20 protein-coding genes are annotated in these 24368 nt (G+C 66.8%); 8 read left to right on the plus strand and 12 right to left on the minus strand.

Going from position 1 to position 24368, the window contains the following annotated elements:
- Window positions 1–273: 273 nt before the first annotated feature.
- The 5 genes from secF to queA all read right to left on the minus strand — a co-directional run bounded on the left by secF (window position 274) and on the right by queA (window position 6046).
- Window positions 274–1254, minus strand: coding sequence for a protein translocase subunit SecF (secF, locus tag AC5P5V_RS17460; protein ID WP_049413603.1), 981 nt, complete (start codon window positions 1252–1254; stop codon window positions 274–276).
- 16 nt (window positions 1255–1270) lie between these two features.
- A complete protein-coding gene (secD, locus tag AC5P5V_RS17465; protein ID WP_005416202.1) occupies window positions 1271–3127 on the minus strand; it encodes a protein translocase subunit SecD in 1857 nt (618 codons plus the stop codon).
- 61 nt (window positions 3128–3188) lie between these two features.
- The gene (gene yajC, locus AC5P5V_RS17470; protein WP_005416201.1) at window positions 3189–3533 is read right to left on the minus strand and encodes a preprotein translocase subunit YajC; all 345 of its coding nucleotides are present in this window, start codon (window positions 3531–3533) and stop codon (window positions 3189–3191) included.
- A gap of 134 nt (window positions 3534–3667) precedes the next feature.
- Complete coding sequence (tgt, locus tag AC5P5V_RS17475; protein WP_014646826.1) at window positions 3668–4798, minus strand: tRNA guanosine(34) transglycosylase Tgt; 1131 nt, start codon at window positions 4796–4798, stop codon at window positions 3668–3670.
- Window positions 4799–4978: 180 nt separating this feature from the next.
- Window positions 4979–6046, minus strand: a complete 1068-nt coding sequence (queA, locus tag AC5P5V_RS17480; protein WP_134968678.1) for a tRNA preQ1(34) S-adenosylmethionine ribosyltransferase-isomerase QueA — start codon at window positions 6044–6046, stop codon at window positions 4979–4981.
- A gap of 210 nt (window positions 6047–6256) precedes the next feature.
- On the opposite strand from queA, the gene AC5P5V_RS17485 reads away from it, so the two are divergent.
- Together AC5P5V_RS17485 and AC5P5V_RS17490 are read left to right on the plus strand one after the other, a co-directional pair.
- The gene (locus AC5P5V_RS17485; RefSeq protein ID WP_134968677.1) at window positions 6257–7753 is read left to right on the plus strand and encodes an aminotransferase class III-fold pyridoxal phosphate-dependent enzyme; all 1497 of its coding nucleotides are present in this window, start codon (window positions 6257–6259) and stop codon (window positions 7751–7753) included.
- A 255-nt stretch (window positions 7754–8008) separates the two neighbouring features.
- Window positions 8009–8602 carry an LOG family protein gene (locus tag AC5P5V_RS17490; RefSeq protein WP_005416197.1) on the plus strand — a complete coding sequence of 198 codons (594 nt, stop codon included), beginning with the start codon at window positions 8009–8011 and terminating at the stop codon, window positions 8600–8602.
- A 19-nt stretch (window positions 8603–8621) separates the two neighbouring features.
- On the opposite strand, the gene AC5P5V_RS17495 is transcribed toward AC5P5V_RS17490, so the two are convergent.
- Window positions 8622–11462: a bifunctional diguanylate cyclase/phosphodiesterase gene (locus AC5P5V_RS17495; RefSeq protein ID WP_231352675.1), complete on the minus strand. Its 2841-nt coding sequence runs from the start codon at window positions 11460–11462 to the stop codon at window positions 8622–8624.
- 247 nt (window positions 11463–11709) lie between these two features.
- Here AC5P5V_RS17495 and AC5P5V_RS17500 point away from each other — a divergent pair, with 247 nt between their 5' ends.
- From AC5P5V_RS17500 to AC5P5V_RS17520, 5 genes are all read left to right on the plus strand, one after another.
- Window positions 11710–12228, plus strand: coding sequence for an RNA polymerase sigma factor (locus AC5P5V_RS17500; RefSeq protein WP_231352748.1), 519 nt, complete (start codon window positions 11710–11712; stop codon window positions 12226–12228).
- Entirely contained in the window at window positions 12225–13220 is a 996-nt protein-coding gene (locus AC5P5V_RS17505) for a hypothetical protein (RefSeq protein WP_061477928.1), read from the plus strand. Before AC5P5V_RS17500 ends, AC5P5V_RS17505 begins: the two co-directional genes overlap by 4 nt.
- A gap of 40 nt (window positions 13221–13260) precedes the next feature.
- Window positions 13261–13857 carry an IMPACT family protein gene (locus tag AC5P5V_RS17510; protein WP_061477929.1) on the plus strand — a complete coding sequence of 199 codons (597 nt, stop codon included), beginning with the start codon at window positions 13261–13263 and terminating at the stop codon, window positions 13855–13857.
- A complete protein-coding gene (locus AC5P5V_RS17515) occupies window positions 13850–15622 on the plus strand; it encodes an ABC transporter transmembrane domain-containing protein (RefSeq protein WP_061477930.1) in 1773 nt (590 codons plus the stop codon). Before AC5P5V_RS17510 ends, AC5P5V_RS17515 begins: the two co-directional genes overlap by 8 nt.
- A 70-nt stretch (window positions 15623–15692) precedes the next feature.
- On the plus strand, window positions 15693–15887 hold the full coding sequence (locus AC5P5V_RS17520) for a hypothetical protein (RefSeq protein WP_005416191.1): 195 nt from the start codon (window positions 15693–15695) through the stop codon (window positions 15885–15887).
- A gap of 259 nt (window positions 15888–16146) precedes the next feature.
- Here the strand turns inward: AC5P5V_RS17520 and AC5P5V_RS17525 are convergent, their stop codons facing one another.
- The 3 genes from AC5P5V_RS17525 to AC5P5V_RS17535 form a co-directional block, all read right to left on the minus strand.
- Window positions 16147–17271: a prephenate dehydrogenase gene (locus AC5P5V_RS17525; RefSeq protein WP_134968926.1), complete on the minus strand. Its 1125-nt coding sequence runs from the start codon at window positions 17269–17271 to the stop codon at window positions 16147–16149.
- The gene (pdxY, locus tag AC5P5V_RS17530) at window positions 17268–18176 is read right to left on the minus strand and encodes a pyridoxal kinase (RefSeq protein WP_061477932.1); all 909 of its coding nucleotides are present in this window, start codon (window positions 18174–18176) and stop codon (window positions 17268–17270) included. The genes AC5P5V_RS17525 and pdxY overlap by 4 nt, the downstream gene beginning before the upstream one ends.
- 563 nt (window positions 18177–18739) lie before the next feature.
- Window positions 18740–19939: an MFS transporter gene (locus tag AC5P5V_RS17535; protein ID WP_005416188.1), complete on the minus strand. Its 1200-nt coding sequence runs from the start codon at window positions 19937–19939 to the stop codon at window positions 18740–18742.
- 72 nt (window positions 19940–20011) lie between these two features.
- On the opposite strand from AC5P5V_RS17535, the gene AC5P5V_RS17540 reads away from it, so the two are divergent.
- On the plus strand, window positions 20012–20809 hold the full coding sequence (locus AC5P5V_RS17540; protein ID WP_061477934.1) for an AraC family transcriptional regulator: 798 nt from the start codon (window positions 20012–20014) through the stop codon (window positions 20807–20809).
- A gap of 122 nt (window positions 20810–20931) precedes the next feature.
- On the opposite strand, the gene dnaJ is transcribed toward AC5P5V_RS17540, so the two are convergent.
- From dnaJ to AC5P5V_RS17555, 3 genes are all read right to left on the minus strand, one after another.
- A complete protein-coding gene (gene dnaJ, locus AC5P5V_RS17545) occupies window positions 20932–22056 on the minus strand; it encodes a molecular chaperone DnaJ (RefSeq protein WP_061477935.1) in 1125 nt (374 codons plus the stop codon).
- 154 nt (window positions 22057–22210) lie between these two features.
- On the minus strand, window positions 22211–24133 hold the full coding sequence (dnaK, locus tag AC5P5V_RS17550) for a molecular chaperone DnaK (protein ID WP_495215969.1): 1923 nt from the start codon (window positions 24131–24133) through the stop codon (window positions 22211–22213).
- An 82-nt stretch (window positions 24134–24215) separates the two neighbouring features.
- The coding region (locus AC5P5V_RS17555; RefSeq protein WP_495215970.1) for a ClpB D2-like domain containing protein at window positions 24216–24368 on the minus strand (153 nt) is incomplete at its 5' end.

Genomic DNA, 24368 nt, shown 5'->3' on the forward strand with positions numbered 1-24368 from the left:
CCCGAGGCATGCCTCGGGCGGGTTGGGCAGGACGCCCAACCCCGGTCTTGCCGTGTGCGCAGGAAAGCGCACACGAGCAAGCGGCTGCCAAGCCTACACGGACGTACTTGCGGCGTCCCCGCACTCCGACACCGCCCCGCCCACCCACGGAATACTCGCTGTTGCTGTTGCCGGCCAGCGGCCGGCACTACCGTGGGTGCAGGGCTGCAAGCCCTGCACACAAAAAACCCCGCTTGCGCGGGGTTCTCTGTGTGTTGCGTGCAGCGCGAACGCTTACGGGCGACGGGCCAGGGCCTCGACGTCCTTCGCCTTCGGCAGCAGGTCCTGCTTGCTCACGCGCAGCACACCAATCGTCAGCATCGGCACCGCCACCAGGATCGAGGACAGCACCACGATCACCGCGCCGATCATGTGCGTCTCGGCCAGCCCTTCCATCGAGCTGCCGCCGTACAGATACAGGGCAAGCGCCGACAGGAAGAACATCACGGCAGTGATCACCGTACGCGACAGCGTCTGGTTGATCGAACGGTTTAGCACTTCCATCGAGTCCACGCGCAGGCTGCGGAAGTTCTCACGGACGCGGTCGAAGACCACGATGATGTCGTTGATCGCAAAGCCCATCACCGACAGCAGGCCGGCCAGCACGGTCAGGTCGAACTCACGGCCCAGCAGGGACACGTAAGCGACCGTCACGATCAGGTCGAACATCGCCACGATGCTGGCGGTGACCGCGAACTTCCACTCGAAGCGCACCGCGATGTAGATCAGGAAGCCGGCCAGCATGAAGATGGTGGCATACAGGCCATTCATCGCCAGGTCCTTGCCGATCTGCGGGCCCACGAACTCGTTGCGGAGCACGGTGGCCTGATTGTCGGCAGTGGACAACGCCTTCACCACGGCAGCGGCCGTGGCCTTGTCCTCGTGGGCGGCGTCGCCGGTACCCGGAGCATGCTCGCCGTGCGGGGCCAGGCGGATCAGCAGGTCGGTGTTGCCACCGACGCTCTGCACCTGGGCGCCTTCGAAGCCACTCTGCTCGAGCTTGGTGCGGACCTGCTCAACATCCACCGCCTTGTCGAAGCGGGCTTCGATCAGGGTGCCTCCGGTGAAGTCCAGTGCGTAGTTGAAGCCCTTGATGCCGATGATGGCGACCGAGGCCAGGAACACCACGATGGTGACTGCCATGGCGACATGGCGCCAACGCATGAAGTCGATCTTGGTGTCGTTCGGGAGGATGTGCAGCGGAAACAGTTTCATTGTGCGTGTCGTCCCGTCAGATGGCCACGTTCTGGAGCTTCTTGCGGCGGCCGTAGATCAGCGTCGCCAGCGCACGCGACACGGTGATCGCGGTGAACATGGAGGCGAAAATACCGATGATCATGGTCAGCGCGAAGCCCTTCAGCGGACCGGTACCGAATGCAAACAGCGCCACGCCGACGATCAGGCCGGTCAGGTTGGCGTCGAGGATGGTGCCCGAGGCACGCTCGTAACCGGTCACGATCGCCGTCTTGCCCGGCACGCCGGCTCGCAGCTCTTCACGGATACGCTCGTTGATCAGCACGTTGGCGTCCACCGACAGGCCGACAGACAACGCCAGGCCGGCAAAGCCCGGCAGGGTCATGGTGGCACCGAACAGCGACATCACCGCCACTACGATCAGCAGGTTGAACAGCATCGCTGCCGAGGTGATCACACCGAACATGCGGTAGTACACGCTGAAGAACACCAGGGTGAACAGGAACGCGAACACCACCGCGCGCATGCCGTTCTTGACGTTCTCGGCGCCGAGGCTCGGGCCGACCACGCGCTCCTCGACGAAGTCCATCGGCGCAGCCAGCGAACCCGACTTCAGCAGCTTGGCCAGGTCTTCGGCTTCCTTCTTCTGCAGGCCGGTGGTCTGGAAGTTCTTGCCGAACACGCCGTTGATGTTGGCCACCGAGATCACTTCCTCGTTGACCTTGAAGCCACGCACTTCCTGGCCGTCGACGACGGTTACGGTCGGCACGCGCTCGGTGTAGACCACCGCCATCGGCTTGTTCACGTTGGCGCTGGTGAAGTCGAACATGCGCTGGCCACCGACGTTGTTCAGCGTCACGCTGACGGCCGGCGAGCCGCTGTTCGAATCGGTCACCGCCTGCGCACCGACCATCTGGTCGCCGGTGACGATCACGCGCTTGTTCAGCAGGATCGGGCCGCGGCCGTCACGCTGCTGGTAGACCTTCGCTTCCGGCGGAATGCGGCCGGAGTTGATGGCGTCCTGCGCATTGCCTTCAACCACCGCACGGTACTCCAGGGTGGCGGTGGCACCGATCATGCGCTTGGCTTCGGCGGTGTCCTGCACGCCCGGCAGCTGCACGACCACACGGTCGGCACCCTGGCGCTGGATGATCGGCTCGGCCACGCCGAGCTGGTTCACGCGGTTGCGCAGGGTGTTGATGTTCTGCTCGATGGCGCCGTTGGCGATCTGCGTGATCTCGGTCTCCGGCACGGTGACCGTGATGCGGTTGCCGCTGACGTCATAGCCGAGGGTCGGCTGTGCCTTGACCAGCGCGGCGCGGGCACGCTGCGCGGCGTCATCGCCGGCGGATGGGCTCAGGTTGGCCACGATGCTGTTATCGGCGCGGCGTTCCACCGACTGGTAGGCGATGCGCGCGTCACGCAGGGTGCTGCGCACGTCTTCGGTATAGGCATCCAGGCGCTTGTCGAGGGCAGCCTTCTGGTCGACCTGCAGCACGAAATGCACGCCGCCCTGCAGGTCCAGGCCCAGCACCATCGGGCGACCGCCGAGGTTGGCCAGCCAGTCCGGCACGGTCGAAGCGAGGTTCAGCGCCACGGTGTACTTCTCGCCGACGGTGTCACGCAGGGCGTCGCTGGCAGCGGACTGCGACTTCAGGTCCGACAGGCGGACGATCAGGCTTTCCCCTTCCTTTTCGGCACCGATGGTGGCGATGCCGGCCTTTTTCAGGTCGGCCAGCACACGGTCGCGCAGCGCATCGTCGATCTGCCCGCCACGGTTGGCGGTGATCTGGATGGCCGGGTCCTTCTGGTAGATGTTGGGCAGCGCATACAGCGCGCTGAGCGCCAGTACGATCAGGATGACGACGTACTTCCAGCGTGGAAATTCGAGCATTGCTTGGGTCCCGCGCGGCGCCATCCCCGGCGCCGCGGTTGTGCTTCGGAAAGGGAGTGGCTTACTTGGCCGAATCCAGGGTGCCGGTCGGCAGCACGCTGCCGACAGCGCCCTTCTGCACGCGGATGCGCACGTTGTCGGCCACTTCGACGGTGATGAAGTGGTCGCCAATGTCGGTGACCTTGCCGGCGATGCCGCCGTTGGTCAGCACTTCATCGCCGCGCTTGATCTTCTCCAGCATGGCCTTGTGCTCCTTCTGCCGCTTCATCTGCGGGCGGATCATCAGGAAGTACATGATGGCGATCAGGATGATCGGGAACAGCAGCGTGGTCAGGCCCATGCCCTGCGGTTGGCCGCCGGCGGCCTGGGCGTGGGCGGCGGGAATCAGGAAAGCAAGCAGGTTCATCGTTGGTCCTTTGGTTGGGCGGCGCTCCCGTCCCTTGAGGGGCGGGGGTGTCGACCGCGGATCTGGGTCAGCCTTGAAGTATGCCACGGCCCCGGGCGTTCGTCCTTGGGCCGTTCGGCAGGGGGGCGTCGGGGTTACAGCGGCGGGGCCACCGCTCCGCGTGCCGCGTAGAAGGACTCGCGGAAGGCCAGGAAGGTTCCCGCCTCGATCGCGGCACGGATGTCGGCCATGAGCTTTTCGTAATAGAACAGGTTGTGCAGGGTGCCCAGCATCGGCGCCAGCATCTCGTTGCAGCGGTCCAGGTGGCGCAGGTAGGACCGGGTGTAACCGCCGGTGCAGGCCACGCAGCCGCAGCCCGGCTCGATCGGGTCCATGTCCCGCGCGTACTGGGAATTGCGGATGCGAACGGTGCCGAACGAGGTGAAATAGTGGCCGTTGCGCGCATTACGGGTCGGCATCACGCAGTCGAACATGTCCACGCCGCGCGCCACGCCCTCGACCAGGTCCTCCGGCCGGCCCACGCCCATCAGGTAACGCGGCCGGTCGCCCGGCAGCTCCGGATCCAGGTGGTCGAGCATGGCATTGCGCTCGTGCTCCGGCTCGCCCACGGCCAGGCCGCCGATGGCGTAGCCGTCGAAGCCGATCGCCTGCAGGGCGTCGGCCGAGCGGCTGCGCAGGTCGGTGTGCACGCCCCCCTGGACGATGCCGAACAAGGCCGCGTCGTTGCCCAGCTCGTCATGCGCGTTGCGGCTGCGCTGGGCCCAGCGCAGGCTCAGCTCCATGGAACGGCGGGCAACGTCTTCGGTGGCCGGATACGGGGTGCACTCGTCGAAGATCATCACGATGTCCGAATCGAGCACCTTCTGGATCTTCATGCTCTCCTCGGGACCGAGGAACACGCGGGCGCCGTCGGTGGGCGAGGCAAAGGTCACGCCCTGCTCGGTGATCTTGCGTCGATGGGCCAGCGAGAACACCTGGAAACCACCCGAATCGGTCAGGATCGGGCCATCCCAGCGGCAGAAGCCGTGCAGCCCGCCGTGGTCGGCGATGATGTCCAGGCCCGGGCGCAGGTACAGATGGAAGGTGTTGCCGAGGATGATCTCGGCACCCAGTGCACGCACCTGGTCCGGCAGGATGCCCTTGACCGAGCCATAGGTCCCGACCGGCATGAAGGCCGGCGTTTCCACCGTGCCACGCGGGAAGGTCAGGCGGCCACGGCGGGCACGGCCGTCGCGGGTCTGGAGCTGGAACTGCAGTCGGGACATGGAGCGGTCATTCAGGCAAATAGTCGCTCATTGTCTCCCAAAACCGGGGCGACCGCCCATTCAGGCCTGAACGGCACGGCAGTAGAGCCACCACGCCATGCGTGGCTTTCCTGGTCTCCAGGCACCTGCAAGTGCGCACCAATGGTGCGCACCCACCACAAGCAGGCAGAGGTCAGCGCCCTACCCCGCTTGCGGGAACAGCAGCATGGCGTCGCCGTAGCTGAAGAAGCGGTAGCGCTGCTCGATCGCGTGCTGGTAGGCCTCGAACACGCGGTCCTTGCCTGCAAACGCCGAAATCATCATCAGCAGCGTGCTTTCGGGCAGGTGGAAATTGGTCACCATCGCGTCGACGCTGCGGATGCGGTAGCCCGGGGTGATGAAGATCTGGGTCTCGCCGGCGAACGGCAGCAGTTCGCCATCGCGCATCGCGCTTTCCAGCGCGCGCACCACGGTGGTGCCGACGCCGATCACCCGGCCGCCGGCGGCGCGCGTGCGCCGCATCTGCTGCACCAGTTCGGCGCCGACGTTCAGCCACTCGCGGTGCATCACGTGGTCCTTCAGGTCATCGGCGCGTACCGGCTGGAAGGTGCCCGCGCCCACGTGCAGGGTGACGTGGCCGAACTCCACGCCCTTGTCCTTCAGCGCCGCCAGCAGCGGCTCGTCGAAATGCAGGCCGGCAGTCGGTGCCGCCACCGCGCCCACCTCGCGCGCGAACACGGTCTGGTAGCGCTCGCGGTCGTCCACGCCCGGCTCGCGCTGGATGTAGGGCGGCAGCGGCAGGCGGCCGGCGTGCAGCAGCCACTGTTCCAGCGATTCCGGCACATGGAACTGCAGCACGTAGAACTCGCCATCGCGGCCCAGCACCTCGGCTTCGCCACCGGCATCCAGCACGATGCGGCTGCCGGCCTTCGGCGACTTGCTGGCGCCGACCTGCGCACGCGCCTGCTGAGCGCCGAGCAGGCGCTCGATCAGGATCTCCACGCGGCCGCCGCTGGCCTTCTGCCCGAACAGGCGCGCCGGAATCACCCGGGTGTCGTTGAACACCAGCAGGTCGCCCGGCTGCAGCAGCGACGGCAGGTCGCGCACCTGCAGGTCGGTGAAGGCACCGGGCGCCGGTGGTACCACCAGCAGGCGGCTGGCGGAACGTTCGGCCAGGGGAGCCTGCGCGATCAGTTCAGCCGGCAGGTCGTAATGGAAATCGGACTTCTTCAAGGCGGTGGGCGGCAACAGGTCGACAATGGCGCGCATTGTACGTCCAGCGTCTGCGAGCCGGCGCACTTCGCGGCGAACGTCGCGCAAAATGCTGCTATGCAGCAGGTTTCTACGGGGTTATCGCGCAAAAAAACAAGTGCTAGCATCGAACCGGAAGTCCGCTGCACGAGCCTGCCCCAAGCGCGCGTGATGACGCGCGTTTTGCTTTTGATGGCCCGTGCGACCCATTGTTTCAGGAGATCTGCAATGAGCTTCATCGAACGCCTCGCCCCCCTGCGCAACCAGCCCGGCACCCGCCTCACCACCGGCCTGGACGATGCCACCCTGACCGCCCTGTCCGCCAACCACCCGCAGCTGATCGCCGCCGTGGACGCCGCCGCCGAGGAATTCGCGCGTGTGCAGGCCGACCTGGGGCCGCTGCTGGCGCAGGACGAACAGGCACAGATCGACGCGATGCAGGACGGATTCGTCAATTTCTATGCCGATGACGCGGTAACCCCCTACGTGGCGCTGGCCGCGCGCGGCCCATGGGTGGTCACCCTGAAGGGCGCCGTGCTGTACGACGCCGGCGGCTACGGCATGCTCGGCTTCGGGCACACCCCGGACGCCGTGCTGGAAGCCATGGCGCGCCCACAGGTGATGGCCAACATCATGACCCCCAGCCTGTCGCAGCAGCGCTTCATCACCGCCCTGCGTGCCGAGATCGGCCACCGCCGTGGCGGCTGCCCGTTCGCCCGTTTCATGTGCCTGAATTCCGGCTCCGAAGCCGTCGGCCTGGCCGCGCGCATCGCCGACGTCAACGCCAAGCTGCAGACCGATCCTGGCGCACGTCACGCCGGCGCTGCGATCAAGCGCGTGGTGGTCAAGGGCAGCTTCCATGGCCGTACCGACCGCCCTGCCCTCTATTCGGATTCCAGTCGCAAGAGCTACATGCAGCACCTGGCCAGCTACCGCGGCGAGGACTCGGTGATCACCGTGGCGCCTTACGACGAGGCCGGCCTGCGCAAGGTGTTCGAGGATGCCGCGCGCAACCAGTGGTTCATCGAAGCCGTATTCCTGGAGCCGGTGATGGGCGAGGGCGACCCGGGCCGTTCGGTGCCGCCGTCGTTCTATGCCGTTGCCCGTGAGCTGACCCGTGCACACGGCAGCCTGCTGCTGCTCGACTCGATCCAGGCAGGCCTGCGCGCGCATGGCGTGCTGTCGGTGGTCGATTACCCCGGCTTTGAAGGCCTTGACCCGCCGGACATGGAGACCTATTCCAAGGCGCTCAACGCCGCGCAGTACCCGCTGTCGGTGCTGGCGGTGACCGAGCATGCCGCGCAGCTGTACCGCAAGGGCATCTACGGCAACACCATGACCAGCAATCCGCGTGCGCTGGACGTGGCCTGCGCCACCCTGGCCCAGCTGACCCCACAGGTACGCGCCAACATCGCCGAACGTGGCGCCGAGGCCGTGCGCAAGCTGGAACAGCTCAAGAGCGAGCTGGGTGGCCTGATCACCAAGGTGCAGGGCACCGGGCTGCTGTTCTCGTGCGAGCTGGCGCCGCAGTTCAAGTGTTACGGCGCCAACTCCACCGAGGAATGGCTGCGCCAGCACGGCATCAACGTGATTCACGGTGGTGAGAACTCGCTGCGCTTCACCCCGCACTTCGGCATGGACAGCCAGGAGCTGGACCTGCTGGTCGGCATGGTGGGACGTGCCCTGCGTGAAGGCCCGCGCCGCGAGCAGGCCGCGGCGGCGTAAGCCGCCGCTTACGTACGTAGAGCCGAAGGCAGCGGCAGGGGCCGCTGCCAACGTCGCTGGCGACGGCCCGAAGGGTGCCGGTCAGGACGACCGGCATAGCCCATTCTCGGCTGGCCTTTGCCGCGATCTGAACGAAGAGCAGCCGAGCATGGCTCGGCTCTACAGAAGGGCTCATAATCCAAGGACACCCCGTCTCTGACCGCCTTGCGGTCGGTGACGGGGCGTTTTCGTTTCCGGTCAAGAGACAGAAGATCCATGAAATCGATCTGTGTGTACTGTGGTTCCAACGCTGGCAGCAAGCCGGCCTACACCGAACGCGCCATTGCCCTGGGTGATCGCATCGCCCGCGATGGCCTGCGCCTGGTGTATGGCGGCGGCAACGTTGGCCTGATGGGCACCGTGGCCAACGCCGTGCTCGCCGCTGGCGGCGAGGTGACCGGCGTGATCCCGCGCCAGCTGGCCGACTGGGAAGTGGCCCACCGCGGCCTGACCGAACTGGAGATCGTCGGCTCGATGCATGAGCGCAAGTCGCGCATGTTCGACCTCGCCGATGGCTTCGTTGCCCTGCCCGGTGGCTTCGGCACCATGGAAGAGATCTTCGAGATGCTGACCTGGCGCCAGCTGGGCATCGGCAACAAGCCGTGCGCGTTCCTGGATGTGGAAGGTTTCTACGCGCCGCTGATCGGCATGATCGACCGCATGGTGGAAGAGCGTTTCCTGCATCCGGACCAGCGCCAGGACCTCTGGTACGGCTCGGACATCGAGGAAATGCTGGTGTGGATGCAGAACTACCAGCCGGCCCAGGCCTCGAAGTGGATCGACGAGAAACGTCGCTCGGCTCTGCGCTGAAGTGAACCGTCGCGGTGGCTCACGCCAGCGTCCGCGCCCACGGTGCGGGACGGCCCAGCAGGTAGCCCTGGCCATAATCGCAACCGAGTTCGCGCAGTGCCTGCCGCTGCGCCTCGGTCTCGATGCCTTCGCCAATGGTTTCGATGCCCAGGGTGCGGGCCAGTGACAGCACGCCTTCGACCAGCGCGCGCGTGCTCTGCACTTCCGGCCCGTGCAGGCCGGCGATGAAACTCTGGTCGATCTTCAATGTACTGATCGGGAATCGGTGCAGGTAGGACAGCGCAGAGAAGCCGGTACCAAAGTCGTCCAGCTGCACCTGGATGCCACGCTCGCGCAGGCCCTGCAGGATGCGCAGTGTGTGCGGCGCATCGTCCAGCAGCGCGACCTCGGTAATCTCCAGCCGCAGCCGGCGCGGATCGGCGCCAGACGCGTCGAGCAGGCCGAACAGGCGGTCGCTGAACTCGGCCGAGCGGAAATGGCGCGGCGAAACGTTCACCGAGACATAGCTCTGCCCACCTTCGGCCAGGCGCGCGATGACCTGCTCGTAGATCAGCCAGTCGACCTGTTCGATCAGGCCGCTTTCCTCTCCCAGCTCCAGGAACGCGCCAGGCAACAGCAGGCCACGACGCTCGTGCTGCCAGCGGAGCAATGCCTCATGTCCCACCACTTCGCCATCGGACAGGCGCACGATCGGCTGGAAGAACGGAACGAAATCACGGTTGTTGATCGCGCGGCGCAGATCGGCTTCCAGGTCGAGGCTGCGCATGGCCTGTTCACGCATGTCCTCGTCGAAGATCGCGCAGCGGTCATGGCCCTGTGCCTTGGCCCGGTACATCGCCGCATCCGCATCACGCAGCAGTTCCTCGCCGGTACGGTAGCGCGGATTCCACAACGCGATGCCCAGGCTGCCGGATGGGAACAACTCGCGGCCGGCGATCCATATCGATTCCTGCAATGCCAGCAACAAGCGCTGGCCGAAATCCAGCGCCTGTGCCAGGCCCTGCGGGCATTGCAGCACCACCGCGAATTCATCACCGCCCAGCCGTGCCACCACGTCATCGGCACCGGCCATCGATACGATGCGCTTGGCCACCTCCACCAGCATGCGGTCACCCGCGGCGTGGCCGATGCTGTCGTTGACCAGCTTGAAGCGATCCAGGTCGAGGAACAGCACGGCGAACACCGGCCCACCCTCGCGCTTGGCCAGCGCCAGCGCATCCTGCAGGCGATCGAGCAGGTGCAGCCGGTTGGGCAGGCCGGTCAGCGCATCGTGCATGGCCTGATGGGTCAGGCGTTGCTCGGCCCGCAGGCGCTCGCCGATCTGGCCGAGCAGCTTCTCGTTGACCTCGGCCAGCTCACGCGTGCGTTCCTCCACGCGCTTTTCCAGTTCAGCATGCGCCAAACGCAGCCGTTGCTGGTCGCGCTGGCGCGCCAACCCGGTTCCGATGTTCTGCGCAACGAACGTCAGCAGCCGCTGATCGTGCACGCTGAACGTACTGTTCTCGCTGTAACTCTGCACCACGATCGCACCGACCACCTCGTCATCGCGCAGCAGCGGCACGCCCAGCCAGCAATGCGAGCGCGCGCCGGATTCACGCACCTCGCCACTGGCCAGCAGCGCATCGATCTGGGCGCGTGAGGCCAGTAGGGGCCGCCGGTTGCGCACCACGTATTCGGTCAGGCCGCGACTGAACGGACGAGGTGCACGGCTGGCATTGTGCTCGTCCACCGAATAGACGAAGTCCAGGCCGTTGCCGCTTCCGTTCACCAGCGCGATGTAGAAGTTGCGCGCATCGAGCAGGCGCCCGACCACGCCATGCACCTGCCCGTAGAACTGGGCCAGGCTGTCGGCCGACATCGCCATTTCGGCAATGTTGTACAGCGCGGTCTGCAGTTGCTCGGCGCGCCGGCGCTCCGCCACTTCATCCTGCAGGCTGCGGTTGGCACGCTGCAGTTCCAGCGTGCGCCGCTCCACCTGTTGCTCCAGCCGGACCTGCGCCTGGCGCCGGTCCATCGCAGTCTGCACGTGCTGCGCGACAAAGCCCAGCAACGCCCGCTCGGCCTCGCCATAACGGGCCGCCAGCTCATAGCTCTGCACCACGATTGCGCCGCATACCCGGCCATCGCGCAGCATCGGCACACCCAGCCAGTCCAGGCTCTCGGGGCCACGCTGCGGGTCGTGCTCCTGCTCGACCACGCGTGCCAGAAGTTCGCGCGAGGGTCCGCTGAGCGGCTTGCCGTGGCGCAGCAGCGCGACGGTCAGGCTGCGCGGCATCTCGGCGGCGTCATGGCTCTGCGACGGGTCGGCGACGAAATCGTCGACCTGGTCGGCGAAGTACAGGAAGCGGATCTGGTCACGCACATCATCGTATTCAACGATGTAGCAGTTCTCCGCATACATCAGCGTGCCGAGCACGCCGTGCACGTGACGCAGCATCTCCGACATCTCCAGATCGGCGCCGGCCAGATCGGCGATCTGGAACAGCGCCTGCTGCAACCGTTCAGCCTCTTCCAGCGCCTTGATCTGCCCGGCCTGGCGGCCACGCTGCAGTGCCAGTTCCATGGCCTGACGGGCCAGCCCCCACCATGCCGCGGAAGGCACGGCGCCTTCCACCGACAGCTGCAGGCGTGCACCGTCATGTTTCCAGCCATGGCAGCCGTCGCCGATGCCCGGCGCAGTGAACGCGCCTGCCGCCCCGTCGGCCGGCCACCCGTCCTGACCACGCCCGAGCTGCGGGTCGTCCCAGCCGACGCGGACCACAGCCGTTTCCGGCAAAAGCGCATGCAACGCGCGCACCAGCGCCGTGCTCAGCACGGCCTCGTGTGGTGGCTCTTCCGCCGGTTCAGCATGCGTGGACAAATGACAATCTCTTGGCGCCGTCTATGCGTCGCCTCCCCTGAGTCGACGAGCATAGCGCGCCACCCGGGGGGCAATGGAAGCCCGTAAACCCCGAATCGTGCGCCCGTACGTTTTTCCTGCCGTCCGCAGCCCCTTCCGAGCCATGACCCTCGCCCTGCCCGCCCCTGCCACCGGCTATGCGCCATCGCCTGCAGGCCTTACCCTGTACGCCGTGGAAGCCAGCGCACTGCCAACCGATGAAGCCTTGATGCTGGCCTGGGCCGGCGGCGACCTGCACGCGTTCGAAAGCCTGTATGCGCGCCATCGCAAACGACTGTTCGGCTTCCTGCTGCGCCAACTGCGCGACAACGCGCTGGCCGAGGAGATCTTCCAGGACGTCTGGCAGCGGGTGATCAGCGCCCGTGCCGGGTGGCAGCCCGAAGCGGCGTTCAGCACCTGGCTGTTCCGCATCGCCCACAATCGCCTGAACGACCATTGGCGCGCCGCCCGCCATCGCCCTGCCGCGCCGGCCGACGCCGACCTGCGCCTGGCCGCGATCGAGGACGGGCAGACCCCGGAAGCCGAACTTTCCGAATTCGAACAACGTCGCCACATCCAGCTGGCGATGGAGCAATTGCCGCCGGAGCAGCGCGAAGTGCTGCAACTGCGGCTGGATCAGGAACTGAGCCTGGAGGAGATCGGCCAGATCACCGGCGTAGGCCGGGAAACCGTGAAATCGCGGCTGCGCTATGCGATGGACAAGCTGCGTGCGGGATTGAACGCATGAACCGAGACGAACCGCTGACGCCGGAAGAACGCGAGCTGGCCCGGCTGCTCGGCCGTCGCGCCGAGCAGGCACCACCGGCCGCACTGGACGCCGCCATCCTGGCTGCGGCGCGTGCCGCCGTGGACGTTCCGGGTACCGATGTTGCCGCCTCTCCCGAGGCGCCGCGCAAGCAGCGCACAGGCCCGCGTTGGCCAGCGGTGTTCGGCATCGCCGCTTCGATGGTGTTCGCCATCGGCATCGCCTGGCAGCTGCGTCCTGAACCGCCGCCGGTTCCGGCGGGCGAGACTGCTGTTGCCGCAGCACCGGCTGCGGCAGAAGACGTCGCGGCTGCCGATCAGGCCGCTGGAAGTGGTTCGGCCCACAGCGCAGTGGCGGTTGCGGAACCAGCCGCTGCGCCGGCAGCACCCGAGTCCGCCCCTGTTTCCGCTGCCCCGGCACCGGCCATCGCGCGTGCGCACAAGCCTGCGCCGGCCAAGACCGCTGAAGTGCCAGCCCAGGCCGCACGATCCAAGGCTGCGGATGCGGCCGCCGACACCTCCTTTGCGACGCTCCCGCCCGCTCCGGCTGCAGCACCGCCAGCGCCACCTGCACCGACCGCCTACTCGGCACCCGCACCGGCATTCGCGCCTGCAGCGTCCGGGGCAATGAAAGCACGCACGGCCGAGGCCTCGGCAGCCAATGCCGCCGAGGCCTCGGCCGAGCGGGCGCAGGCGCTGGATCGGGTGGAGATCACCTCGATGAAGCGTGAGGCGCCCAGCCGTTCCGCACCGGGCATCATGCGCCGCGGCAGCGATGCGGGCCTGAGCGCGGATGCCGTGCAGGCCGAGGTGGACGCCGACGCGCGACTGCCGCGCCGGCAGTGGCTGCAGAAAATCCGCGCGCGACGCGACGACGGCCAGCGCGATGTGGCCCGCGCCAGCCTGGAGCGCTACGTGCAGCAGTATCCGGAAGCCCGCCTGCCGCGCGACCTGCGCCCACTGCTGGACGACTGAAGCGGACGGGAATACCCGGCAACCCCGTAGAATGGCGGGAATGCTCGATACTCTCGCCCAGCCGGTCAGCCACACGCTGGAAGTCAAACACAGCCGTTTCATCGCCCATGCCGCGCCGATCGAAGGCGCCGCAGCGGCCATGGCGTTCCTGCAGCAGGTCGCGGTGGCCGATGCCACCCACAACTGCTGGGCCTACCGGTACGGCCAGGACTACCGCTCCAGCGACGACGGCGAGCCCGCCGGAACGGCCGGACGACCGATCCTGGCGGCGATCGATGGCCAGGGGTTCGACCGCGTGATGGTGGTGGTGACGCGCTGGTTCGGCGGCATCAAGCTGGGCGCCGGTGGACTGGTGCGCGCCTACGGTGGCGCTGCCGCCGAGTGCCTGCGCACCGCCCCCCGCCTGCCCCTGGTGGCGATGGCCCGGCTGCAGCTGCTGGCCGGCTTCGAGGACCTGGGCACCCTGCACGCCACCCTGCCCGCCTTCGGCGCCGGGAAGCTCGATGAACGGTTCGATGCCAACGGCGTGTGCCTGCGGGCCGAATTGCCGGCCGATCAGGTCGATGCATTGAAAATCCGCCTGCGCGACGCCACCCGTGACCGTATCCGCATACAAGACGACACCCAGGATGACTGACAAGGACGACGCCCCTGCCTCGACCCCGCCGCTGCGCCGCCTCGGCAGCCTGCGGACGTTGTGGCCGTTCGTGCGCCGCCATAGCGGGTTGTTCACCGCCTGGCTGCTGGCCCTGGCGGTCTCTTCGGCCGCCACGCTGAGCCTGCCCCCCGCCGTGAAGCAGATGATCGACCACGGCTTCACCAGCGGTGGCCAGATCAACCGTGCCTTCGCCCTGCTGATGCTGGTGGCGGTGGTGCTGGCGCTGGCGACGGCCGCACGGTTCTTCTTCGTGTCGCTGCTGGGCGAGAAGGTCGTCGCCGACCTGCGCAGCCGCCTGTACGCACACCTGATCCAGCTCGGCGCCGGTTTCCACGACCGCAGCCGCAGCGGCGAACTGGTCTCGCGCCTGACCGCCGACAGCGAACTGCTGCGCAGCGTGGTCGGCTCGACCATGTCAGTCGCCCTGCGCAGCAGCGTCACCGTGGTCGGCAGCCTGGCGATGCTGTTCGTCACCAGCCCGCGGCTGGCCGCGTGGTCACTGCTCGGCATCCCGCTGGCGGTGCTGCCGATCATCATCGGCGCGCGCAAGCTGCGCACGGTTGCGCGCAGCAGCCAGGACCGCATCGCCGATGCCAACAGCCTGGCCAGCGAGACGCTGGGCGCCGTGCGCACGGTGCAGGCGCATGCGCGCGAGCCCTATGAGCGCGGGCGCTTTGACAAGGCGCTGGGCGATGCCATCAGTGCCGCACGCCGGCGCATCGGTGCGCAATCGCTGGTTACCGCCAGCGCCATCCTGCTGGTATTTGGCGCCATCGTTGGCGTGCTGTGGCTGGGCGCGCACGATGTCATCGACGGCCGCCTCAGTGCCGGCACGCTGGGCCAGTTCGTGTTGTACGCGCTGATCGGCGGCGGCTCGGTGGGCGCCCTGGCCGAAGTGTGGAACGAGCTGCAGCGTGCGGCCGGTGGCATGGGCCGTATCGGCGAGCTGCTGCAGGAAGACATCGAGATCCGTGCGCCGGCGCAGCCGCACGCACTGCCACAACCGCTACGCGGCGAAATCCAGTTCGACGACGTGGTGTTCCACTACCCGCAGCGCCCGGATCAGGCCGCGCTGGACCACTTCAATCTGCATGTGCGTCCGGGTGAGACCGTGGCCCTGGTCGGCCCATCGGGCGCAGGCAAGAGCACGGTGCTGTCGATGCTGCTGCGCTTCCACGATCCGGCCAGCGGCCGCATCTGCGTGGATGGCATCGACGTGCGCCAGGTCGATCCGGCCGAGCTGCGCGCGCAGCTGGCACTGGTACCGCAGCAGCCGACGCTGTTCGCAGCCAGTGCACGCGACAACATCCGCTACGGCAGGCTGCAGGCCAGCGACGCCGAGGTCGAGGACGCCGCACGTGCAGCAGAGGCCGATGGCTTCCTGCGGGCATTGCCGCAAGGCTACGACAGTGAGCTGGGCGAACGCGGTGCGCGCCTGTCCGGTGGCCAGCAACAGCGCGTGGCGATCGCCCGTGCGTTGCTGAAGAATGCGCCGATCCTGCTGCTGGACGAAGCCACCAGCGCGCTGGATGCGCAGAGCGAGCATGGCGTGCAGCAGGCACTTGAGCGGCTGATGGCCGGTCGCACCACGCTGGTCATCGCCCACCGCCTGGCCACCGTGCTCAAGGCCGACCGCATCGTGGTGATGGACCAGGGCCGTATCGTCGCCGAAGGTACCCATGCGCAGCTGCTGGCCGAAGGCGGACTGTACGCTGAACTGGCACGACTGCAGTTCATCGATTGATGACGGCCGGCTAACATCGGCAAGACCAAGCTGGCCGCGCACCCGCAGCATCCGCTGAAGGAGGTACGCGATGTCGTTCCGTCAGTTCCCCGCCGTCGACAGTAATGGCGAAAGCCACATCATCATCGAATTCAAGCCCGAGGCGAACGGCAGCGGGCACCACTCCGAAGCCACGCCGCGCTATGAGCTGGATGACGGGCGCCAGCTGGTGCGCAATGGACGCGAGTTCACCACCAGTGGTGGTGAACTGCGGTTGACGATTTGAGGTTCGCCGGGCATGGCCCGGCGCTACCGCATTCGTGCTGCTCCGCGCTCGCGCTACCGGATCTCCATCCTCCGCTCTGGTAGGTGTCGACCTGGGTCGACACGCTTGTCGCCAAAAGCAGTCGAGCATGGCTCGACCCTACAAAGAAGCGTGGCCAATTTTTCGCCAGGCATCTTGACAGCCTTTGCCAGCAAGGGCTGAGCGAGGTTATCCACACATTTGCTCAGGATCCATCCACACCACCTGTGGATGAATGTGGTCAGCCGAGCACCCGCCCGATGCCGCTGGCATCCACTTCCGCGGCCGCCCGGGTGATCGCGGCCGGATCACTGCCGGCGATGAACCCGATGCGGAAGTGCACTTCGCCGCCGGGCGTACGTGAGGAATGGATCGAGGCCAGGCTGATGCGATGCTGCTCGAACACGTTCAGCAGCTCGCGCAGCGAGCCGGGCCGGTCTTCCGGCAGGTGCACCGACAGCGCGTTGCGCTCGGTCAGATCGGCCAGCAGATAGCCCACGCGTTCGAACGTATAGTTACCGTCCGCCAGCGCCTGCTCACCGAAAGCACTGCGATTGGCCGACAGCAGCTGCTCGCGGAAGGCATCACGTGCACGGTCGTCCCCCTGCCCGACCTGCGCCTGCAGGGCCTGCAGCTGGCCCACCAGCCGCTCCAGCATCGGCGCCACATACGGGTTGCCGAACTGGATGTCTTCGTAGATTGCCGGGTTGAGCGACAGGATGCGCGAAATGATCGCCGTATCCAGCTCGAACGATGCCGAACGGTACGGCATCATCGCAGCCAGATCGCCCAGCTGCGGCTGGTACTGGCGCAACACGCCGGCCTGGGCCAGATGGGTGGCATGCACCATCGCCTGCACCAGCGCCATCATCTGGTCGTGGTGCTGCGGCGTGGCCCGCACGCACTCGGCCTGCAGCGCGGCGCACAGCGTATCGACCCACGCCTGCCAGAGCTGCAGCCGCGCTTCGCAGACCACCATCACCCTGCCCTTCAGGGTCGGCGCCTTGGGCGGCGCGGTCATCGGGTGCAGGCCGACCACTTCTGCCTGCGAGGCCAGCATCGCCTGCACCGGCGCCTCCTTTACCGAGGTCACATCCAGCCACAGCCTGCCCTGCTCGCGGCCCGCCGATTGTCGCACGTACTCGGCGATCAACGCCGGGGTGTGCCGGATCGGTGCCGAGAACACCAGCACATCGGCCTGCGCCAGCAGGTGTTCCGGCGTGTGCGAACCTGGGTCGGCCGGATCGTGGCCGATCACCTGCAGCTGCAGGTGCTGCTGGAAGAAGCGGGTCAGCCAGCGCCCGTAGGCGCCAGCGCTGCCGACGATGCCGACCGTGCGCGGCGTGCGTGGGTCCAGGCCGCTCATGCCACGCGTTCGGCGCGGAAGCGCATTCCTTCGGCCAGCGCCGCCGGCGCGGCGGCGACCACGTCGAATTCCTCGAAGCCGTTGTCCAGGGTCGCCTCCAGCGCCGCATGGGTGCCGGCAATCGCACGCGAAATCGCCTGCTGCATCGATTCGCCGCGCAGCAGGAACGACACCACCAGCGACATCAGCACATCGCCGGTACCCGCCACGTCCACCGGCAGCAGCGGCGAGGTCCAGCGCCAGGTTTCCTCGCGGCCGACGGCCAGGGTCACCAGTTCACCCGGGGTGCCGCCCACGCTGTGCGCGATCACCCAATGCGGGCCGCGATCCAGCAGCGTGCGCGCGGCGGCGAGGGCATCGGCCTCGGCCAGCGCCGGCATGCCGGTCAGGCGATTCAGTTCGAAAGCGTTCGGCGTCACCAGCCAGGCATGCGGCAGCAGGCGCTCGGCGAAGATCGCTTCCAGCCCGGGTTCCACGTAGGGGCCGGTGTGCGTGTCACCAATCACCGGGTCCAGGCAATAGCGCAGCTGCGGGCAGCCCGGCAGGATGTCGTCCAGCCAGTCTGCGAAGGCGGCACCGTTGGCGGTGCTGCCGAAGTAGCCGGAAACCAGCATCTTCGCCCGCTGCGGCAGGCCGCGTTCGTGGGTGCCCAGCAGCAGGTCGGCGAACCAGTCGGCCGGCAGCACGCGGCCACGCGTGGTGTCGTAGAACGGCGCGTTGCTGAGAAGCACCGTCGGAATGCTTGCCACACGCACGCCCAGCGCGCGCATCGGCGGTACGGCAGCGCTGTTGCCGGCGTGGCCGTAGACAAGTTGCGACTGGACCGAGATGACATCGATCGGCGACGGGCCGTCGGGCCGCTGGCGGCGGCCGTGGACCAGGTGGTTATCAAGGGATTCGCTCATGGCCGCATTCTACGCCCAAGGGGGTTTTCGGCAGGGCTTGCAGCCCTGCACCTGCCGAAGCTGCAAGCAACGGCAACGGCAAAAGCGAGCTATCCGTGGGGTGGCGGGGCGGTGTCGGAATGCGGGGACGCCGCAAGTACGTCCGTGTAGGCTTGGCAGCCGCATCCATGCGGCTGACACCCCGCACTCCGACACCGCCCCGCCTTCGACAGGTTCACGCGGCTGTTGGTAACTGCGGCTGTTGGTGGGTGTCGACCTTGGTCGACACATCTGTCAGATATCGAATGAATTCATCCACGCATGGCATTTATCTACCGTGTCGACCAAGATCGACACCGACCAGAGCAGTACACCGTTCCGACAAATCGCAGGAAACTGTCGAAGGCGGGGTGGGTCCGGTTGCGGGGGCGTGAGCGCCATGGATGGCGCGACCGAGCCTACAGGGACGTATTCACGGCGTCCCCCGCAACCGGACCCACCCCGCCAATCCACGGATAGCGCGCTTCGTCTGTTGCCGTTGCCTCTGCGGGTGCAGGGCTGCAAGCCCTGCAAACCAAACCCCCTCAGTGAGCAGCAGGCCGCGACGGCGGCAGCCACGCCGCCACGATGCCCAGCAACGGCAGGAACGCGGTCAACTGGTAGACGTACTCGATGCTGGTCCTGTCCGCCAACAGGCCGAGCACGGCGGCACCCAGTCCGCCCATGCCAAACGCGAAACCGAAGAACAGGCCGGACACCATGCCGATGCGGTGCGGCATCATCTCCTGCGCATAGACCACGATCGCCGAGAACGCCGAAGACAGCACGAAGCCGATCAGCACCGCGAGCACCGTCGTCCACAACAGGTCGGCATGCGGCAGCATCAACGCAAACGGCGCCACGCCGAGGATCGAGGTCCAGATGATCGGCTTGCGGCCGATCCGGTCACCCAACGGGCCGCCGAGGAAGCCGCCAGCGGCGGACGCCACCAGGAACGCGAACAGGTGCAGCTGCGCCTGCGCCACCGGAATGCCGAAATGGTGGATCAGGTAGAAGGTGAAGTAGCTGCCGATGCTGGCCATGTAGAAGTACTTGCTGAAGATCAGCACCAGCAGGATCGCCAGCACCTTGGCCACCGTGCGTGGTGGATGGCGCGGCGCCATCGAGGCGGTACTGGCTGGGCGCGGCGTGCCCAGATGCAGCGCGTACCAGCGGCCGACATAGGTCAGCAATGCGATGCCGATCAGGGCCGCGCCTGCGAACCACGACGCGGCATGCTGGCCGTACGGCACGATCACTGCCGCCGCAATCAGGGGGCCCAACGCGGTACCGAAATTGCCCCCCACCTGGAACACCGACTGCGCGAAGCCATGACGGCCGCCCGAGGCGAGCCGCGCGATGCGCGAGGCCTCCGGATGGAAGATCGCCGAGCCGATGCCGACCATTGCCGCTGCCAGCAGCACCATCGCGTAGTTCGGTGCGAAGCCGAGCAACAGCATCCCGCACAGGGTCGAAGCCATGCCGATCGGCAGCGAATACGGTGCCGGGCGGCGGTCGGTGGCTACACCGATCAACGGCTGGAAGATCGACGCAGTGAGCTGGTAGGTCAACGTGATCAGGCCGATCTGGGTGAAGCTGAGATTGAAGCCGCCCTTGATCACCGGATAGATGGCCAGGATCAGCGACTGCATCATGTCGTTGACGACGTGCGAGGTGGAAATGGCGGCCAGCACGCCGGGGGCCGCCGGGCGTGAGGTCGTTGCGGGAGAAGCCAGGGTCGACATGGACGCAGTCAGGTTGGGGGCGAGCCACGCATGCTACGGTTGCCCCTCCCTCCCTTCTGCCGCGTTCAGGTCATGCCCTATCGCAAAAAGGACATTGCCAGTGACGTCGATCCGGCCGCGCCCTGGCGGGAGGTTCCACTGCATCGCCCGGTCACCTATCGGGTTACCCAGTACCCGGTAGGTACCCACATTCCCGGGCACAAGCACCAGCGCCACCAGCTGGTCTACGCCATCTCCGGCCTGATGGTGGTGCGCTCGGAAGTCGGCCGCTGGGTGGTGCCCTCGAACCGCGCGATCTGGATGCCGGCCGGCATGGTGCACGCGGTGGACTGCATCGCCGCCGTGCACATGCGCAGCCTGTACATCGACCCGTCGTTCGCCCCGCAGTTGCCCGCCGAACCGTTCGCGGTGCAGGTCTCGCCCCTGCTGCGCGAGCTGCTGCAGGCCGCCACGCTGGTCAAGGGCGAGCACATCGAGGACAGCCGCGATGGCCGCGTGGTCCGCCTGCTGCTGGATGAGCTGCACCGCATGGACGTGCTGCCGTTGCACCTGCCCGCGCCAACCGACCCGCGCCTGCAGAGGATCTGCCTGCACCTGCAGAAGCACCCGGGCGATGACGCCACGCTGCAGGACTGGGCGCAGGCGCTGGAGGTGGACGTGAAAACCATCCAGCGGCATTTCGCCAACGAGCTGGGCATGACCTTCGGCCAGTGGCGGCAGCAGGCACGGCTGCTGGCCGCGATGGAACGGCTGGCGGTCGGCGACAAGGTCATCGATGTCGCGCTGGCGACGGGCTACGACAGCCCCAGCGCGTTCACCAGCATGTTCAAGCGCCAGCTGGGGCAGACACCTGCGGCGTTTTTTCGGTAACGCCGTCCACGCATGGCGTGGATCCACCATCGCGGCGCATGCCCGGCGGAAACCATCGCGGATCGCAAACGAGAACGCCGGGCATGGCCCGGCGCTTCCGCTCAACGCTCCGGTTGAAAAACTCAGGACGTCATCCGGTCCCAGAAGCCCTTCACGCCGTCGATGAAGGTGGCCGACTTCGGCGAATGCTTGCGCGCTTCCTCGCCGACGAAGGTGGCTTCGAACTGCTCCAGCAGCTTGCGCTGTTCGGTGGTGAGGTTGACCGGAGTCTCCACCACCACGCGGCAATACAGGTCGCCTTCGCTGCGGCTGCGCACCGAACGCACACCCTTGCCGCGCAGGCGGAACAGCTTTCCAGTCTGGGTCTCGGCCGGAATGCGGATCTCCGCTTCGCCGCCGAGGGTAGCCACGCGCACGGTGTCACCCAGTGCCGCCTGCGAGATGCGGATCGGCACTTCGCAGTGCAGGTCGTCGCCATCGCGCTGGAAGATCGCATGCTCGCGCACGCGCACTTCCACGTACAGGTCGCCCGGCGGCGTACCGGCCGGCCCGGCTTCACCCTCGCCCTGCAGGCGGATGCGGTCACCGGTATCGACGCCCGCCGGCACCTTCACCGACAGCACCTTGTCTTCCTCGACGCGGCCGTTGCCGTGGCAGGTCTTGCAGGGCTTGGCGATGATCTGGCCTCGGCCGCCGCAGTTGTGGCAGGCCTGCTGCATGGCGAAGATGCCGCGCTGGATGCGCACCTGGCCGCGGCCATGGCACACATTGCAGGTCTCGACCTTGCCGTCCTCGGAGCCACTGCCATCGCAGTCGCTGCACTCGGCCAGGGTCGGAATCTCGATGCGGCGCTCGACGCCGCGCACGGCTTCTTCCAGGTCCAGCTCCATCACGTAGCCGATATCGGCGCCGCGACGGGCCTGGCGCGGGCCACCGCCGCCCCCGCCAAAGATGTTGCCGAAGATATCGCCGAAGATATCGTTCATGTCCGGGCCACCCGGGCCGCCGCCGCCCATGCCGTGCTCGAACGCGGCGTGGCCGTGGCTGTCGTACATGCGGCGCTTGTTGCCGTCGGACAGCACTTCGTAGGCTTCCTTGCACTCCTTGAAGGAGGCCTCGGCCGCCGCATCACCCGGGTTGCGGTCCGGATGGAACTTCATCGCGCAGCGACGGTACGCCTTCTTCAGCTCGTCGTCGGTGGCGGTGCGGGCAACGCCCAGCACTTCGTAGTAATCGCGCTTGCTCATATCGTGAATCGGGTTCCGGAAAGTCGGGATTCGTCAAAGCGGAAGAGCGGAACCAGGTCCGCTCTTGCGTCGGGCGCCCCGACACGCCGGTGGGCGGTCAGGACCCTGATGCGACAACGGGACGCTGGTGGCCAGCGTCCCGCGTCGGTCCGGATCAGGACTTCTTGTCGTCCTTGACTTCGGTGAACTCAGCGTCGACCACGTCATCCTGCGCCTTGCCGGCATTGCCGGCGTCGGCCCCCGGGGCACCGCCCTGGTCGGCCGAAGCAGCGGCGAACAGCGACTGGCCAGCTTCTTCCAGTGCCTTCGACTTGGCTTCGATCTGTGCCTTGTCGTCGCCCTTCATCGCGGTTTCCAGGTCGGCCAGCGCCGCCTCGACCTTGCCGATGACATCGCCGCCGACCTTGCTGCCGTGCTCGGTGATGGCGCTGCGGGTGCCGTGGATCAGGGCGTCGGCCTGGTTGCGGGCCTGCACCAGTTCCTGGAACTTCTTGTCTTCTTCGCGGTTGGCTTCCGCGTCGGCAACCATGCGCGCGATCTCTTCCTCGGACAGGCCCGAACCGGCCTTGATCTCGACCTTCTGCTCCTTGTTGGTCTTCTTGTCCTTGGCCGACACGTGCAGGATGCCGTTGGCGTCGATGTCGAAGGACACTTCCACCTGCGGCAGGCCACGCGGGGCCGGCTCGATGCCGGACAGGTCGAACTTGGCCAGCGACTTGTTGAAGCGGGCCTGTTCGCGCTCACCCTGCAGCACGTGCACGGTCACGGCCGACTGGTTGTCCTCGGCGGTGGAGAACACCTGCGAGGCCTTGGTCGGGATGGTGGTGTTCTTCTCGATGATCTTGGTGAACACGCCACCCATGGTTTCGATACCCAGCGACAGCGGGGTCACGTCCAGCAGCAGCACGTCCTTGACGTCGCCGCCCAGCACGCCGCCCTGGATCGCCGCACCCAGTGCCACGGCTTCGTCCGGGTTGACGTCCTTGCGCGGTTCCTTGCCGAAGAACTCGGTCACCGCCTGCTGCACCTTCGGCATGCGGGTCTGGCCGCCGACCAGGATCACTTCGCTGATGTCGCTCGAACGCAGGCCGGCATCGTTCAGGGCGACGCGGCACGGCTCGATCGACTTCTTGATCAGGTCGTCCACCAGTGCTTCCAGCTTGGCGCGGGTCAGCTTGATGTTCAGGTGCTTCGGACCCGACGCGTCAGCGGTGACGTACGGCAGGTTCACTTCGGTCTGCTGGGCGCTGGACAGCTCGATCTTGGCGCGCTCGGCAGCATCCTTCAGGCGCTGCAGGGCCAGCGGATCCTTGCGCAGGTCGATGCCCTGGTCCTTGTTGAATTCTTCAACCAGGTACTCGATGACGCGGTTGTCGAAGTCTTCGCCACCCAGGAAGGTGTCGCCGTTGGTGGCCAGCACTTCGAACTGCTTCTCGCCGTCGACATTGGCGATCTCGATCACCGAGACGTCGAAGGTGCCGCCGCCCAGGTCGTACACCACGATCTTGCGATCCTTGTTGTCGCCCTTGTCCAGGCCGTAGGCCAGCGCAGCCGCGGTCGGCTCGTTGATGATGCGCTTGACGTCCAGGCCGGCGATGCGACCGGCGTCCTTGGTCGCCTGGCGCTGGCTGTCGTTGAAGTAGGCCGGCACGGTGATCACCGCCTCGGTGACCTTCTCACCGAGGAAGTCCTCGGCGGTCTTCTTCATCTTTTCCAGCACCTTGGCCGAGACTTCCTGCGGGGCCATCTTCTTGCCGTCGCTGGTAGCCACCCACGCGTCGCCATTGTCGTGGGAAATGATGCTGAATGGGACCAGACTGAGGTCCTTCTGGACCTCAGGATCCTCAAACTTACGTCCAATCAGGCGCTTTACGGCGTAGAAGGTGTTCTTCGCGTTAGTGACCGCCTGGCGCTTGGCAGCTGCGCCCACCAGGATTTCCCCTTCCTTGGTGTATGCAACGATCGACGGCGTGGTGCGATCGCCTTCTGAGTTCTCAATCACGCGGGCCTTTGTGCCCTCGATGATCGCCACGCATGAGTTGGTCGTGCCCAAATCGATACCAATGATCTTGCCCATCATCTTCACCTTGGGTTGTCTGGAACTGCAATGCCACGAGCGGTGCCGGCCCTTGTCGACATGGTCACCCCGCTCGGCTCTATCAGGTACTCCTGAAGACCAAATGCCCACCCTCATTGCCGACTTCGATGGTGTCACCGTTGACGAACGCGCCGGACAGGATCTGCTGCGCCAGCGGATTCTCCAGCTGCGACTGGATCGCGCGCTTCAGCGGCCGCGCGCCATACACCGGATC

Source organism: Stenotrophomonas sp. YJH_SMC_130 (assembly GCF_059369035.1).